A 15,531-nucleotide genomic window follows, 5' to 3' on the forward strand; every position below is an offset into this window, starting at 1 on the left:
GGGTGTCCAGTCTGTGAAGAAAGAAAGCGACCTCACACCCATGTACCGCCAGTGGGCGCAGGCTAAGCGGGACTATCCCGATGTCCTGCTCCTGTTTCGCATGGGTGATTTTTACGAGATGTTCGATGAGGATGCCCGGGTGGCATCCGAGGCCCTCGGCCTTACGCTGACCAGCCGCAAGTACTCGGGCGATGAACGAATCGCCATGTGTGGAGTGCCGTATCACGCCCTGGACCGATACCTGCGGCAGTTGGTTGCAAAAGGCTTCCGCGCCGCGATCTGCGACCAGGTGGAAGACCCGAAATTGGCGCGCGGTCTGGTTCGTCGTCAGGTGACCCGGGTAATCACTCCCGGCACTCTCATGGAGGACGAACTCCTGCAGGGGGCTGACCACAACTTCTTGCTCTCCCTGGACGTCGTCGGCGACCGTGCCGGCATCGCGGTGGTGGATGTGTCCACGGGAGACTTTCTGGTCACCGAGATACCCCTTGTCCCGCGACACACAGCAGGCCCGCAGACGCTGGAATCCGGGCTGGATGGGGGAGACGGCCGATTCCTTGCAGTTGCTGACGAGATTGCCCGCCTGCAGCCCGCCGAGATACTGGTCGCTTCCGAACTCGCCGAGCAGGATGGAATGGACGCTGTCCTATCGAAAGTAGGGCGGGCGCAGGTGACCACTCTGGACGCTGACCCGACGGAGTTCCGCTCCGCGAGCAGGCAGCTTCAGGAGTTCTTTGGGGTTGACTCACTGCGTGGATTCGGGTGCCAAGAGATGCCCGCTGCCCAGAGTGCCGCGGCTCTTGCGCTCCGGTACCTGAAGCAGAACCGCATGGACGCCTTACCGCATCTCACCGGTATCGCGACCTACTCAACAGCGCAGTTCATGGTCATCGATTCCGCGACCCGCCGGAATCTTGAGCTTGTACGCACCTTGCGCGATAACTCCCGCGACGGCAGCCTCCTGTCGCTCCTTGACCGCACCCTCACACCCATGGGCGCCCGGCTCCTGCAGCAGTGGCTCCTGCAGCCCTTGCTGGATGTGGACCAGATCTGTCGCAGGCTGGATGCCGTCGAGGCCCTCGTGCAGGACGCAGTCATGGCGGAGAGTCTCCGGGGAGCGCTGCGCAGCGTTCGCGACCTTGAACGCCTCACTAACCGCGTCACTGCAGGTACCGCAAATGCCCGGGATTTGTCCGCTCTCGGCGCAAGCATCGCGTCCGTGCCGGAGGTTATCCGGTCCCTGGCTGCGGGGCGGAGCGGTTCCGCCGAAGACGGCCTCCTCGCAGACCTGCGCGACCAACTCGATCCGCTCGAGGACGTTGCCAACCTGATCTCCCGGGCCATCGCAGACGAACCACCCGCCCAAATCACTGAGGGCAACGTCATCCGCGATGGTTATTCCGCCGCACTTGATGAACTGCGGGACGCCATGATGAATGGGCGTGAGTGGATCGCACAGCTTCAGGAGAAGGAACGCCGGCGCACGGGGATCGAGAAGCTCAAGATCGGCTATAACAAGGTTTTCGGGTACTACCTCGAAGTCTCACGCGTCAACACTGATCGGGTGCCTGCAGACTACCTGCGCAAGCAGACCCTCGTGAACGCCGAGCGCTTCATCACCCCCGAGCTCAAGGAAATGGAGGACAGGATACTCGGCGCGGAGGAGAAGTCCCACGAGCTGGAATATGACCTGTTCTGCCAGGTGCGCGCACAGGTCGCCGCTGAGGCCGACCGTCTTTTGTCCACAGCCCGCTCAGTGGCCCAACTCGATGTGCTCCTTTCCCTGGCCCGGGTGGCGGTGGAATACAATTACACCCGCCCGGAGGTTGACAACTCGGACATCGTGGAAATCCGGGATGGCCGCCATCCCGTGGTGGAGCGCACCCAGTTGGCCGAAGCGTTCGTGCCCAATGACGCCCATCTCGACTGCGAGCATAGCCAGATGCTTATCGTGACCGGCCCCAACATGGCGGGGAAGAGCACGTATCTGCGGCAGGTTGCGCTCATCTGCCTCATGGCGCAGATGGGCAGCTTCGTCCCCGCCCGGTCTGCGCGCATCGGGGTGCTTGATCGCATCTTCACCCGCGTGGGAGCAAGCGACGACCTGGCCACCGGCCAGTCAACCTTCATGGTCGAAATGACCGAATCCGCCAATATCCTGCATAACGCCACGGCCCGGAGCCTCATCGTACTGGATGAAATTGGCCGCGGGACAAGCACCTTTGACGGCCTGTCCATCGCTTGGGCGGTGGCCGAATATATCGTAAACCAGATCGGCGCGAAGACCCTCTTCGCGACCCACTACCACCACCTGAACGAGCTGACTGAGACCGTGCCTCGGGTTCGCAATCTGCGCATTGCGGTCAAGGAGCAGGGGGAAGACATCGTCTTCCTGCGCAAGATTGTGCCGGGCGGAACCGATCGCAGCTACGGCATACAGGTTGCTCGGCTTGCGGGGCTGCCCCGAGCTGTCATTGAACGCGCGCGGGAGGTCCTGCACTCGCTGGAACAGGAGGATCTGGGCGCCGGTGTCGCCCCGTCTCGTGACGCTGCGGCGCGAGTGGCCCCGGCGATCCAGTTACAGCTCTTCGAGGCCGCTCCCGACCCCGTGGTGGACCGACTCTGCAAGCTCGAACTGGAGACACTCACGCCTGTTGAAGCGTTAGTCATGCTGAAGGAACTACAGGACCAGGCGCGCAAGCGAATGGTCTGAAGCGATCACGCGAGGAGTACAATATTGCCCAGTGCAGTTGCCGTTTCACGTCCCTATCGTCCTCCGGTGCGCAACCGCGTGGCCCTGGATGCTTTCGTTGCCGCCCTCGCGAGTTTTGTCGTGCTCGCCGGTACCTATGGTGTCTATGATGTGCTCATGGCTCCACAGGCCAACGGGCGCGACAGCCAGGCGAGCTTGTCCGCCGGGACACGTCGCGCAAGTGGCGGCCTGCTCGGGTCCGTGTTCGCCCATGGGGGGATGGAACTGTGCCCCGGAAAGCAGCAGGTCAACATCCTGGTCCTGGGTACAGATGAGAAGCGTGAGGGCGGGCGAGCAGACACCATAATGCTTGTCATGCTGCGCAAGGATACCAAGCGCGCCGCGGCAGTTTCGATCCCCCGAGATCTGAAAGTCCGTATCCCGGGTTATGGGTATCAGAAAATCAATGCGGTCTACGCCTTCAACCGCCGCAAGGGCACTGGTGAGATCATGACCCTGCGCACGGTGGAGGAGATGTTCAGACGCCAGGTGGGCTATCCGCTGGACATTGATTTCTACATAAAAACCGATGTCACCCGCTTTCCCAAGCTATTCGATGCCGTGGGCGGCCTGGACCTCTACGTGGACCGCGATATGAAGTACCGCGATAATTACGGCGGCCTGGACATCGACTTGAAGAAAGGCTTCCAGCACCTGAACGGCAAACAGATCGAGGGTTTCGTTCGGCACCGCAAGGACTGGAGGGGAAGAGCGAGCAGCGACTACATGCGCAACCAGCGCCAGCAGTACGTGCTCAAGGAACTGGTCAAGCAGAAGGCCAAGCCGGCCACCGTGACCCGTCTGCCCCAGGTGGTTCACGCGCTGCGCGAGATGGTCAGCACCAACATGACCGTCGCCGAGCTTGCGGCGCTCGGATTGCTGGCGAGGGAGCTCGACCTCGATAACACCATCTCTCGTGTAATCGCCACTCGCCCTGAGCACAGTAGCGCATGGTATGCCATCCTGCTTCCGGGCGAAACCAAGGCGCGAATGGAGGAGGTCGACGCGGCGCTCTCGGGTGGAGAGATCGCTCCCGACAAAGATGTGGAAGCCGACCCCACAATCGGTGGGGGGCCCGAGCGCTCGGAAGCGGGGGGTACTGAGGAAACCGAGGACTAAGGGGCGCGCCGGGGTTACATGGTCGATGCCGACTCGGTCTGCGGCAGGGGCTTGATGCGGTACCGGTACTGGGGCGCAAGTCTCCGGATCACCACATCTCCGGGGCTGTGGCAGTTCCGCACGAACTCCGCGAATGGCGTCCGGCTGTAGCGCGCCTCAGGCCAGCGTTTCAGCTTCGTGTAGTCATACACTCGGCCGTCGCTTCCGACAATGCCCACGTGCCAGCAGGCGCCTGGATATGGTTTGTACCAAGGCGAGTGACGCACGCTGACTATGTCGCCCGGCTGCACCGGAACCCCGGGCGCCCAGGTTATCGCTTCAAACAGCCGCGGGTTCTCTCCATGTATGTGCTCGCCGCCGGCACGCCGGAACCGGGCACCCACTCCCAGCCCCTCATCAACCGCGCAAGCCACAAAGTCCGAGCAGTCGTTCCCGTGCCGGCCTGGCTCGACGGCGAGTACGAAAGGCCCCATCGGCTTCTCGTTGTACAGCCTGACAGCGGCAACTGCGATGTCCCAGTTGAGCGGCTTGCTGTTGGGGAAGTTCACACTGAACTGGAAACGCGCCCATTGCTCGTAGTCGACAATCCGCAGTGCGGGGAGAACCACAGTCCGGCGCATACACCCGTTCGAGCCCTCGGTGAAGTACAGGACCGCAACCAGCGCGCAGATGGCAGTGACCACCATCAGCGCAAAGTACGTAGACCCCTTACGCCGGGCCTGCATGGATACGGTGTCCCACTGTTCTGGCGATGCTTCCATTCCAGTTCGCCCAAAAGGAACGGGCCGGAGAGCAAAGCCCTCTGGCCCGTTTCCGCAAGCGATATCCGCCCAATTCTCTACTCCGTGAAATCCACACCCAGCAGCTTCAGCGCGGAGTCCACATAGCGTTCTGATTCATCGAAATCCCCCCTCGCATAGGCGCTACGGCACGCTGCGAGAAGGTCGGCGATGGGTTTGGCGGCGTCTGAATTGCTCTGGCGCAAGTTCAGGTAGGGCTCCCGCGTGGCCTCCAGCTTCTTCCGGATGCGGTTCTTCTGGGGCACCTTGGCATACGACGGGTCACCGCTTTTCGCCGTGGGCAGGTTGGCCGCTGCTGGAACGCTAGCCTGGGGGCTCGGGGGCGGGACACTCACGGCGCCGGCCGCTGGCGCGGTGGTGGTGACTTCTGTGTCGCTGGTGCTGGGCTCGACCGGGGCGACCGGTTCGACTGCGGGCTCCACCGGCTCCACCGGCTCCACCGGCGTCGTTGTCACCGGGACGGCGGGGCCGGGCTGCGCGGGAACCGCCGCAATGTGCGTTGTGGCCGGCTGGAGCGTGCTCGCGACCTTCCCGGTGATAAATGGGGTCAGGTCCTGGATCAGGTGCTGAACCAGTTCCTCGCGCTTGTTGGCGTACTCTTCCTCCGTCAGCGCCCGCACGGTATTGAACGCATCGCGCACCAGCAGTTCGGGCGCTCCGATGGCTGCGACCACGGGACCGGCCGGCACCACCGCCCGTGGGGTGGTGGCCCCGGCCAGGGTCGTCTCCGGCGCCGCGGGGGCTTCCGGAGCCTCAGGCTTCGGGACATCGGGAGCGGGAGGCTTGGGCGTCACAGCCGCCGGCGCCTGTCCGGGCTTTGGCTGAAACGCGCTGGCGGGGAGCTTGGAGCAGGGGGTGCAGCGCGGGAACGCCTCGCGCAGATTCTTCAACCACACTGCCGCAAGGCTCTTGGGGGGCAGGCCGTTAGCCTTTGCCTCTGATGGGAAAACGGTGACGAGCTGAACAGGACCCGCATAGATCCGCCACAGCCCCCCCTCCTCCTTCATCGTCAGGTTGAGCTTCTGGGTGTCCTGGGTGGAAATGACCTGAGTGATGGCCTTGTCGATGGCAACGGCCCGGTCCCGGATGGTGTTGTATGTGCCCTTCTCGCGAATCGTGATGACCTTCGTGTTCGCGATATAAATGCTCTCAGATTCGCCGGTCTGGGCCAGACATGGCAGGATCAGGAGAAGGCTTAGCGAGAGGACAGCGACGATGGTGAAGCTGAGGCGCAATGTGGGCATACGAACACCCTCCTCGTACAGACTCCGGGCAGCTTGTGGGAGCATAGCTGACTATATAGCACAGCCGTTCCTGCGTCAAGCAAGCGGCCCGTCTCGCAAGCTCTCTGGGATAACGGAGGATTCCCGAACATGCTCGTGGAACCTCCCCTGTGTCCGACCCAAATCCGCTCGAGGTGATTTGCAATGGCCGACGTAGTCTGTCTTGGTATCCTGGTAGCCGACGTCTGGGGAAAACCGGTCAATGACTGGCCGGAACGTGGGAGGCTTTCCCTGGTCGACGAGATCGGCATCGGCATCGGAGGCTGTGCGGCCAATACGGGCATCTCTTTGCTCAAACTCGGCGGCGACGTGGCCATCATGGGCAAAGTGGGCAGCGACGGTTTTGGGGACTTCGTGTGCGAGACCCTGCGCAGCTGCGGTGCTGATGCCTCCCGCATCCTGCGTGACCCGGAAGTCGGGACATCCGCCACGATGATCATGGTTGATGACGCCGGAGAGCGCACTTTCATCCATTACATCGGGGCAAACGCCCGGCTGAAACCGGAAGAACTGGACATGGATCTGATCAGCGGCGCGAAGGTGTTTCACTTTGCCGGCGCACTGGTCATGCCCGGTTTCGATGGAGAACCCGCGGCGTCCGTGTTCCAGGCAGCCAAGCAGGCGGGCGTCATCACCTCCCTGGATACCGTTTGGAACGATACCGTGGACTGGCTCGGCCTCATGTCCCCGCTGTTCCCGCATACTGATTTCTTCCTGCCTGGACTCTCTGAGGCCCAGAGGATCACCGGGCAGGATGCGCCTGCCGACGTGGCCGCCGCGCTGCTGGACATGGGTATTGGCACGGTGGCCCTCAAGATGGGTGATGCGGGTTCCTACGTGCGCACGCTGAGTGAGGCGTTCACTGTGCCTGCGTTTGAAGTTGCCGCGATGGATGGCACGGGGGCTGGTGACGCCTACGTTGCCGGGTTTCTCCGCGGTGTGCTCGAAGGCTGGGATCTGGAACGCACTGCGCGTTTCGCCAGCGCCGTCGGGGCCCTGTGCGTCACCGCCATGGGAACGACCGCCGGTGTGCGTGACTTCAACGGCACCCTCGAGTTCCTGGCCGAACGCGATGGTGCCCACTGGCTCGATCTGCGCCGCGACTGAACAAGCGCGGCGACGCGAACGTCACCACAGTTGCGGACCGGACCTGGAGGGCGTCCGGGCTTCATTGCGGCACCCAAGGCACCTGCTCTGCGCACAACTCAGAGGAGGTGTTTGCCGTGGCTGCTCATCGAACGTCCCTCTTGCTGCCGGCCGTACTTGCTGTGATCTCCTGCGTCCCCGCCATCGGCCAGGTCGTGGGTGAAGGCATGACGGTCGCTCCCAACGAGGGAACACTGGCCAGTCGGACTCCCGCCACAACCGAATCGTCTCCGGCGGATCGGGCTCTGGAGGGGTCCCGCCTGCCCGAACCCTTCGACGAGCCGGAATCCGATAGTGTGGCAGTTCCCGAGCTCACCCCTGGCGACCTTGCTCAAAGTGCTGCCGCCGGCCGGAATATTCCGCGCGCCGATCGCGACGCATTCCGCGCTCGTTGGGGGCTGGACGCCGAGCGCCAGAACATGCGGACCAGGCTGCGCGCGGCTGCTCGGAACCGTCCCCGGACGGCAGGAAAAGACCGCCAAGACGACTCGGATAATGCCTGGCTTCGTTGGCGCTTCCACCGCTACGATTCTCTGGACAGGATGCTTCATTGGCCTGACTCAGCCGTGCCCGACCGTCACGGCCTTCGGACTCTTGAGCCGCGGCAAGGCGATTGGTTTCGCCCCGGGGGGCATGCCTTCCGGGACTGGCGAATGTGGAACCCGGTCCCGGAAAAGCCCGAGTATAATGGCCCCTGGCCCTGGGAACAGGATTCCGATGGGACACCGCCGGGGGATACAAGTGTCCGCGGGGGTATTCGAAACCTGTAGACCAATTCCCAGTATCAGGCGAGCGCTTCAGTTCCCGTGCACGCACCCGATTTGTGCCGGGTGCGTGCACGGGGGGCAGGTGGGGCCGTTCGCGCCGGGGCCTCGCACTCTCCCTCGGCTCTGCTCGACACCGAAACGGGGCACTGCCTCGATCCGTAACCCGCGAGAGGGTGGCGCAGGACTATCCGGGGCAGGGTCCGCGAAGCGGACTGCAGCCCATGAATGCCGGCACCCGAAGTCAGCCAACAGCTCTTGGATGAGGACGCACAACCGCGGAGCGCTCTCATCATTTCTGTCCCCCCTTCGGGGGCTCAAGTGATGTGAGGTGCGCCGATTCCACGGGTTCCTTTCCGCTTCGCTCCACTTGGGCCTTGAGCACAGGGGCGTCGCGTGGTAAACTGGTGCCCGTGGGCATCCGCGCACTCTCGCCCGGATGCCCTTTGCCACGACCCGTTGAAAGACTGCTTGTGCTGAACGTAATAGAGTTATATAATGGATGCGTTGGCCACAACGCTGCCCATTGGAGGCAAATTAGATGACCCTCAAGGAAAAAGTGGAAAAGGCACTGGAGGACGTTCGTCCCGCTCTGGAGGCCCACGGCGGCAACGTCACGCTTTTGGATGTCAGCGAGGACGGCGTCGTTTCGGTCGAGCTCCAGGGAGCCTGCAAGGGCTGCCCGATGTCCCAGATGACCCTGCGCATGGGCATCGAACGCCATCTGAAGCAGGAGATCCCGGAAGTCACTCAGGTCGTTGGCGCCAGCCAATAGCAGAAAGCCGGGATTGCCCCGGCGTTATGCTGCGTGCGTCCAGCCGCAGGCAACACAGGTGATAGGGCATGAAGTTTTTTCTCGACACGGCGAATGTAGACGAGATCCGCAAGGGCATGGATTGGGGGTGCGTGGACGGCGTAACCACCAACCCGTCGCTTGTTGCCAAGGAGGGGCGCAACTTCGAGGAAGTCGTCAAAGAGATCGTGTCTTTGGTGCCGGGCCCGGTCAGCGCCGAAGTGGTGAGCGTGACCGCGCCGGAGATGCTCGAAGAAGCGCGCAGGCTGGCCGCATGGGCGCCGAATATCGTCGTGAAAATACCCCTGATCCCCGAAGGTATCAAGGCGGTCAAGGTCTTGTCCGCCGAGGGCATTCACACCAACGTCACCCTCTGTTTCTCACCCAACCAGGCGATCCTTGCCGCCAAGGCCGGAGCCAGCTACATTTCGCCCTTCGTTGGCCGACTTGATGATGCGGGCAATGAAGGCATGAAGATCGTCGCGGAGATCAAGCAGATCTACGAGAACTACGGGTTCGAGACAGAGATCATCGTGGCCAGCGTCCGCAGCCCCATGACTGTGACCGAGGCTGCCCTGATCGGCGCGGACATCGCTACTGTACCCTTCAAGGTCATGGAGCAGATGTTCAAGCACCCGTTGACCGACCGCGGCCTCGAGAGTTTCCTGGCGGACTGGAAGAAGTTCCAGGAAAGCCTCTGAACCTGACAATCTCCTGTCGCGCCTTTGCCGGGCGGTCACCCTTAGGCGGCCGCCCGGGTTTGCTTGCCGTCACCCCTCGCAATGAGCGCGTCAGTCAATTGCGCCCCGTTGCCGGTTCTCACACAGGCATTTCGCTGCACCGGACGCCGTGCCCCTGGTCCGGGCTGAAAGTCCTTCTCCACGCCGGCCCCTTGGTTTCGCCCGGCCTTCAGCCTTCAATGTCCGCCAATATGTCCGAAACAGCGGGAATGTCCGCCATTGTCCTTCCGTAGTGCGCGGAGCGCACCACTCCTTCCCGATCTACCAGCACCATGGCGGGCATGCGACCAAGCTTGAAAAGGTTCACCTCTTGTCCGTACAGCTTGAGCACCGACGCAGAGGGGTCGGGAAGGCCTCGGAAGGGCAGATCGTGCTTGGCCCAGTACTGGGCAAAGCGTTCGGGGCTATCCGGCCCGAGAACGACGGGTTCGACACTTCTTGCTTGCAGCGTGGCATAATCCCGGCGCAACTGCGCCATGCTTGCGCGGCAGAACGGTCACCCAAAACCACGGTTGAAGACCAGGAGAATGGCGCCCTTGCCACGCTGGTCGGAAAGACGAAACACTTCGCCCTTATGGTCGGGAAGGGTGAAATCCGGGGCCGGAAGGCCGATCTCCACGCGCCCGCTTTTCGGTCTCATGCCTCCTTCCTCCTCAGGGTTTCGCCACCGCCTGCGCGCCCTGCGGCAGCGAAATCGTCACCGGCACCGGCGCGCAGACCTCGTATGTGTGTTCACCAGTCTTCTTCACACTCACTGAATATGGCCAAATGACCTCGTACCCTGGTCCGAAGTCGTAGACGTCAAACCACGCGCCTTCCGGGAACTGGGCCGCGAGGACATCCGCGCCGGCGCCTCCATGGGCCTGCGCGTCGATATACGCGCCATCGCCGCTACGGACATCGCTCAACGTGTACCCGGTCTTGCCGTCAGGACTCACCATCCACGCACCCTGATAATAGCCGTAGTTGTGCAGGGGGAACTCGGTTGCTGACCGTACCTTGTTGTCTGCCACGGCCGCCACTCGGCCGGTGCCGATGCGCGGGTCGGTGTACAGGACAAGCTCGGCTTCATCGCCGACCTTGCGCGCCCCGATGACTTTATACGCCACGCGGCGCGGGCCGAAGCTGAAATAGATCGTGGCGCCCTCCATTGCACCGGGGGATGGGGGACAGGGGGCTATTCGCACCGTCTGGTTAGCGTAATCCGCCGACACCACGCGTCCCCGGTATTCACCTGACTGGGCCTGGATTCCGAAGCCGTTCTTCTCGAGCCGGGTGCCGCCGACCAGCGACATCGCCTCCGGCACCCCGTCTCGCTCGGCATACAAGCAGAAGCGCCCCGCGAACTCCAGGCCATCCCCGGTTCTGCAAGCGACTTCGGCGTCTGTAGAGTGAACCAGCGTATCCACTCGTCCGTTGGCCAGTGCGACCCGGCAGGCCTTTGCAGTCCCAACGCCCTCGGAGAGGGTGAGCATGGTGGTCGAAGTAATCAGCGGCTCTCCCTCATATGTTTCCAGCGCGCTCACGAAACTGCTCCGTACCGGTTCGGCGCCTTTCGCGTGCAACATCAACCATTTCATCTCATAGGGTGAGCCGCCGGACGCCGCTTTGCCGTCGGTGATGTTGACCTCCACCGGGCTCCCGTCGCCGTTCGCGGCCTGAATCATATGCAGTCGCACCTGCAAACCATCACCCGTCTTGAGCCTCCAATTCGCCCACCACGGATCGCGCGTGGCTCCCTTGTCCACGTTGTACAGGAACGGGAAGACGAAGTTCACACCTCTCCACCCATAGCTGTGGTGGAGAGTGGCGCCGTGGTCCTTGAGCCACTGTGTATCGCCGTAGGGCACATCGGGTCCCGCCAGGGTTCCGCCTTCTTGTCTCTTGAGCTCAATGCCCCCGGTGGTGAAATCGCCTTCCTGGCAGTGAAATGCCCACCAGTGGTCCTCGCCGCCGCTCACATCGTAGAAGTCCACACAGTAGAACTCGGTGGGCGAGACGTCCACCAGTGCCAGGGTCCGGCGCTGGCCGTAGTTTTCCGGCGGCGTGGCTCGGACCCCGTCCGAACCCAGGTTGTTGTGCGCCTTCGCCACGCACTCGGCTACCTGCGCGATCCCGGCATCTGCGAACAGTTCGCTGCGCGCGACCTGCGTCAAGTACGGGAACTGTCGCGCCAGGTTGTGGCTGGACCACGAGTACTCCCAGTAGCCCCAGTTGCGCGGGTAGCCCATGTGTCCCAGGATCAGGCCCTCATGCGCCTGCAGCCCGATGTCCATCAGGTCGTCCTGGTTATGCCCCCGCGCCCAGCCGTAGCGCATCCACAAAGCCCGCTTCGCGTCGCCTTTGCCGCCGCGCAGGATCGCGATCCCGTATCCGTCGTGCAGAGAACTCGCATCATTCCAATCATCGGGCCACAGTGCCGCCTGTTCCTCGATCTCCTGTCTCGTAAACGGGAAATCAGGCGATGGTCGCCACCCGGGTGCATTGGCCAGCGCCCAGGCGAACTTGGGTGACCTGAAGATCCGGTAGGCGTGCTCGAAGGCCGGGATGTCCGCATCGTGCCAGGTGATCTTGGGCAGCTTGTGGTACTCCGGGTGACTCCCGCCGTCTCCGATCTGCGGGAACGAGCGGTCGATGGTGACGGTATCCATGCAGAAGTCGAACACATTGCGGTACCGCACGGACTTGCTCAGGCTCGGGTACCGGTCTTCGGGGTAGACTTCGGGACGCATCGACCGGAGATGTTCCACAGACTCCACAATTGGCCCAAGCGCAGTCACATGCATCGAGTTGTAGCCGCCAGTGGACTCGTAGGGCGCGCCGTCCCGAAAGAACCCGTTGGGTACAAAGGTCCGCATTCTCCCCGCGCCGTCGTAGAGCCAGTCCATGAACTCGTTGCCGCGGGGGTAGTTGAGCACTTCGGCCATGCGGATCAAACCGCGTTGGTGGAATGGCTCGTTGGAATGGGTTGCCCCGTCCATCGCGGCCTGCATCCACACTGCGAAGAGATTCTCTTCCAGGAAGCGCCGCACGTCCTCGTGGGTCTGCACATCAATTCCCTTGCCCTGCAGGAAGGGGATGATCTCCTGATCTTTCTCAATGTCCGGGAAGATGAGGTCGTACGCTTCCGCGTGGCTCCACTGGTAACGGGGTTGGTCGATGCAGTAGACCGTAAGCCCCGCGCCATACAGTGATGGCCCCTCGCTGAAAGGCGCAGGGCCCAGCCTCTCCACCTGTGATTGGCTGTTGCGGTGCCGGTGCTGGGTCATTGTCGCAAGGTAGGCATATTCCAGGGCGAGACGGGAAAAAGCCACAAGGGCCTTGTGCAGGTACGTCTTGTCTCCGGTGGCAATGTACGCTCGAGCGCAATCCGGCGCCACCTTCAACATTTCGTGGCAATATGCCTGGTTGATCTCCGCAATGAACCCGTACCTTTGCCCTCCCTGCGGGTACCCGCCGCCGATGCCGTCGTCCGGGAATTCGCCGCTGGTCATGTCTCCGGCGCCGAAATCATTGGAGGGATACTCCTCGCCACCCACCGGACACTTGATCTTCCAGCGGTACGGAAACGATGTGTCCTTCTCCCACGGATAGTATGCCTTCTTCGCATAGATCTCCGTCCCGTGAACCGGGCACCCGTGGGACACGTTCACCCAGTGCCAGCGCGGGATGGTGCTGTCGGTCTGCAAGGCCCAGATATCATCGTCGCTCATCGCGGCCCACTGTGACGCCCTTCCCGGGCCGCCCCCGGTCATGCGCGCGATGTCCGCGTCGGTGTACACCGTGCGCCCTTCCTTCAAGCTCGGCAGCATCTCGCCCAGCGGCCATCGACGCGGCAACTGGTAACCTTTGAGCTGACGGAACTCTCGCAGGTCGTCGTAGGACCAGATCGTCACCGGGACGCGGATGTCGTACCCGCCGCCCGCGAAACGTATCTCCGCATTCTCCGCGGGCTTCACTGACCGGAAGTAGTACCTGCGCTCGGCGTGCTTCGCCGGCAGGGGTGTGCGGTCGAACAAGACGATGCTGTCGGGGTGCGTGACTTCCATCCTGGGCGCATCCACCGGCAGCGCCAGCACCACCATGAAGATGCGGTCAACGCCCACGATATCCGGCGCGTAGGTCACCAGTTGCTCCATGGGTTCTCCCTGTCCGGTACACGCTGCTGCCACAAGCAGCAGCAGAGCTGTAAATACGGTTGTCAGCATTCTCTCTCGCATCTGGTTTCCTCGTTCCGCCCTGCGCGGGATGTACGGATACTGGTTTGGGCACCCTACGCGAAAACGATCTGCAGAGCCCCTATCGCGGCATCGCGGATCATCTCGAAGGCTTCGGGGGATAGCTTCGCCCAGTACCGCGTGCTCGCTTCGTGTCCGCCGCGTTTGAGCGCCTCCGCGGAAGGGATGTACCCCACGTACTGGGATGTGCAGTGTGCGATCAGAGTGCGTCTTGCCGGCGACGCGAGTTTGATCGCCAGCCCAAGCTCCACGAACGGCTCGCCCGGAAGCCCGACGACAGCGTCGTCTCCGATGCGCAGAATCTGTATCTCGTAGTCGAGCACAGGTGATCGACGCCGCGCCAGTTCCACACTCCACTGGCTCGCTGCCGCCATCCATGCCGGGTCTATAGTCACCGGATCATTCCCCGTCACTTGCGGCACTGGATGACGAGACAGCACGTCCTCGCAATGCGCCCTTTCCTGGGACGTCAACTCCCGCAAGGGTATTGGCAGACGGGTGACATGGACTGCCAGGGCGGCTACGGGCTCGAATCGCGTGTGTGCCAGAGCGGTGCGGGCAGTCTCTGCAAGTCCTGCGCCCATGCGCCGGTGATCCGCCACGTACTCCGGGTCGAAAGGCGGCCACGGGTTGATGTTCCCGCAGGCGCCATTGACCACCAGAGCCGTGCAACCCGGCCCACAGTCGCTCTCAATCTTATCCGCCAGTGCGCCGGGCCAGTCCGCCGACACGAAAGGCCGGGGGAAAACATGCACCGGGTGGCAAGCGTAGTTGGCCAGCACCGACACGAACCCCAGCGCCTCATCGCGGAAGCTCAGAACCGCGAGTTCCGGGTCGATCGGGCCTTCGATGTACTTGATCCACGTCGGACCGAGAGGCGCTTCCCACGTCGGCCCGGGCATTCCCACCGACCCGTCCGCTCTCACCGCCCGACGGTTGTGTGCCCAGCGACCGTCGATCGCACTGACCGACCCAAGACACACCGGCCGCAGGCCTTCCAGTGCATGACCCACTGCCTCCACGCACCGCGAGGCCGCCCAACGGCTGTGGGAGTCCTCACTCCCGCGCACCCACTCCAGTTCGGGCGGAAGTTCGGGGAAGTCCGGGTCCAGCATGATGTGGCCCAGAGTCGGCGCCGAATGGGTCTGAGTTGCGTGGACCATGATCGCGTCGGGATCCAGGCCGAAGCGTGAGGCGCACTGCTCCCGGATCCAGCCCGTGTATTGCCCGGTAATGATCGTTGCATCCACACAAAGCAGGCAGGCCCGGGTCGCCCCAAGCTCCAGCGCCAAAGCTCTCGCGTGCAGGGGGTCCCACACCTGCTGTGCGGGTCGGTGCCGGGCAATGTCACCCGCGAGATGCACTCCCCAACGCGGGGTGATATCCACACTCGCCGCTCCGGCGCCCAAGGCCGGGCTCTTTCCGCTTGCCACGCGCTGCGCCTCCAAGTCGCCAGTGGGCACTATGCTTCCAGGATGCGTTGCACAATCAGCGCGACGTCTTGTGTGAAGCCCATTCGCTTCTCGACAAACACGCCGTCGTACTCGATGATGTGCGTCAGGTCCTCAGCGGACTGCAACTCTCCGCTGACCACAATCACTTTGATGTCTTGCCACAGTGGATTGTTCTTGATTGCCTTCAACGCTTGCCATCCATTGAGTTCCGGCATCACAATGTCGAGGGTGATCAGGTCATACGGCTTGTTTTCCACGACGCTCGCACACAGTTTTTCAAGAGCAATGCGACCGTTGGCGGCAGTGTCTGTTTCCATGCCGGCCATCTCAAGCTGCATCTGGATGACCTCGCGCACAGCGGGATCATCGTCGACCACGAGGATTCTGGGCATATGCGAGCCAATCCTTTCACCATGGTTGCGCCCAATCACGGGGCAGCGAC

The 15,531-nt window shown here is 62.8% G+C and carries 12 protein-coding genes; 5 read left to right on the forward strand and 7 right to left on the reverse strand.

What is annotated here, in order from left to right; genetic code table 11:
- The first annotated feature begins 40 nt into the window (after positions 1 to 40).
- Together mutS and HPY44_05340 are read left to right on the forward strand one after the other, a co-directional pair.
- Positions 41 to 2,713, forward strand: coding sequence for a DNA mismatch repair protein MutS (gene mutS / locus HPY44_05335; GenBank protein NSW55414.1), 2,673 nt, complete (start codon positions 41 to 43; stop codon positions 2,711 to 2,713).
- 24 nt (positions 2,714 to 2,737) lie between these two features.
- Positions 2,738 to 3,871 (forward strand): LCP family protein, encoded by a 1,134-nt coding sequence (locus HPY44_05340; protein NSW55415.1) that lies wholly within the window; start codon positions 2,738 to 2,740, stop codon positions 3,869 to 3,871.
- A gap of 14 nt (positions 3,872 to 3,885) precedes the next feature.
- Here HPY44_05340 and HPY44_05345 read toward each other — a convergent pair whose 3' ends face one another.
- Complete coding sequence (locus tag HPY44_05345) at positions 3,886 to 4,632, reverse strand: hypothetical protein (protein ID NSW55416.1); 747 nt, start codon at positions 4,630 to 4,632, stop codon at positions 3,886 to 3,888.
- A 77-nt stretch (positions 4,633 to 4,709) separates the two neighbouring features.
- Positions 4,710 to 5,915: a hypothetical protein gene (locus HPY44_05350; GenBank protein ID NSW55417.1), complete on the reverse strand. Its 1,206-nt coding sequence runs from the start codon at positions 5,913 to 5,915 to the stop codon at positions 4,710 to 4,712.
- Positions 5,916 to 6,098: 183 nt separating this feature from the next.
- On the opposite strand from HPY44_05350, the gene HPY44_05355 reads away from it, so the two are divergent.
- The 3 genes from HPY44_05355 (at position 6,099) to fsa (ending at position 9,358) form a co-directional block, all read left to right on the forward strand.
- Positions 6,099 to 7,061: a sugar kinase gene (locus HPY44_05355; GenBank protein ID NSW55418.1), complete on the forward strand. Its 963-nt coding sequence runs from the start codon at positions 6,099 to 6,101 to the stop codon at positions 7,059 to 7,061.
- Positions 7,062 to 8,405: 1,344 nt separating this feature from the next.
- Positions 8,406 to 8,639, forward strand: a complete 234-nt coding sequence (locus HPY44_05360; GenBank protein ID NSW55419.1) for a NifU family protein — start codon at positions 8,406 to 8,408, stop codon at positions 8,637 to 8,639.
- Positions 8,640 to 8,707: 68 nt separating this feature from the next.
- A complete protein-coding gene (fsa, locus tag HPY44_05365; GenBank protein NSW55420.1) occupies positions 8,708 to 9,358 on the forward strand; it encodes a fructose-6-phosphate aldolase in 651 nt (216 codons plus the stop codon).
- Between the two features lie 208 nt (positions 9,359 to 9,566).
- On the opposite strand, the gene HPY44_05370 is transcribed toward fsa, so the two are convergent.
- The 5 genes from HPY44_05370 to HPY44_05390 are packed head-to-tail and all read right to left on the reverse strand — an operon-like array spanning position 9,567 to position 15,481.
- Positions 9,567 to 9,875: a redoxin domain-containing protein gene (locus tag HPY44_05370; GenBank protein ID NSW55421.1), complete on the reverse strand. Its 309-nt coding sequence runs from the start codon at positions 9,873 to 9,875 to the stop codon at positions 9,567 to 9,569.
- 18 nt (positions 9,876 to 9,893) lie between these two features.
- Positions 9,894 to 10,037 carry a redoxin domain-containing protein gene (locus HPY44_05375; protein NSW55422.1) on the reverse strand — a complete coding sequence of 48 codons (144 nt, stop codon included), beginning with the start codon at positions 10,035 to 10,037 and terminating at the stop codon, positions 9,894 to 9,896.
- A 13-nt stretch (positions 10,038 to 10,050) separates the two neighbouring features.
- Positions 10,051 to 13,617 carry a hypothetical protein gene (locus HPY44_05380; GenBank protein ID NSW55423.1) on the reverse strand — a complete coding sequence of 1,189 codons (3,567 nt, stop codon included), beginning with the start codon at positions 13,615 to 13,617 and terminating at the stop codon, positions 10,051 to 10,053.
- 53 nt (positions 13,618 to 13,670) lie between these two features.
- Complete coding sequence (locus tag HPY44_05385) at positions 13,671 to 15,068, reverse strand: hypothetical protein (protein ID NSW55424.1); 1,398 nt, start codon at positions 15,066 to 15,068, stop codon at positions 13,671 to 13,673.
- Between the two features lie 29 nt (positions 15,069 to 15,097).
- Positions 15,098 to 15,481 (reverse strand): response regulator, encoded by a 384-nt coding sequence (locus HPY44_05390; protein ID NSW55425.1) that lies wholly within the window; start codon positions 15,479 to 15,481, stop codon positions 15,098 to 15,100.
- Positions 15,482 to 15,531: the final 50 nt, after the last annotated feature.

This window comes from Armatimonadota bacterium, from assembly GCA_013314775.1.
Lineage (GTDB): Bacteria > Armatimonadota > Zipacnadia > Zipacnadales > JABUFB01 > JABUFB01.

Coding starts and splice junctions, on each gene's coding strand:
- mutS (NSW55414.1), top strand. CDS start 41: ATGTACCGCCAGTGGGCGCAGGCTAAGCGGGACTATCCCGATGTCCTG.
- HPY44_05345 (NSW55416.1), bottom strand. CDS start 4,632: ATGGAAGCATCGCCAGAACAGTGGGACACCGTATCCATGCAGGCCCGG.
- HPY44_05350 (NSW55417.1), bottom strand. CDS start 5,915: ATGCCCACATTGCGCCTCAGCTTCACCATCGTCGCTGTCCTCTCGCTA.
- HPY44_05355 (NSW55418.1), top strand. CDS start 6,099: ATGGCCGACGTAGTCTGTCTTGGTATCCTGGTAGCCGACGTCTGGGGA.
- HPY44_05360 (NSW55419.1), top strand. CDS start 8,406: ATGACCCTCAAGGAAAAAGTGGAAAAGGCACTGGAGGACGTTCGTCCC.
- fsa (NSW55420.1), top strand. CDS start 8,708: ATGAAGTTTTTTCTCGACACGGCGAATGTAGACGAGATCCGCAAGGGC.
- HPY44_05370 (NSW55421.1), bottom strand. CDS start 9,875: ATGGCGCAGTTGCGCCGGGATTATGCCACGCTGCAAGCAAGAAGTGTC.
- HPY44_05375 (NSW55422.1), bottom strand. CDS start 10,037: ATGAGACCGAAAAGCGGGCGCGTGGAGATCGGCCTTCCGGCCCCGGAT.
- HPY44_05380 (NSW55423.1), bottom strand. CDS start 13,617: ATGCGAGAGAGAATGCTGACAACCGTATTTACAGCTCTGCTGCTGCTT.
- HPY44_05390 (NSW55425.1), bottom strand. CDS start 15,481: ATGCCCAGAATCCTCGTGGTCGACGATGATCCCGCTGTGCGCGAGGTC.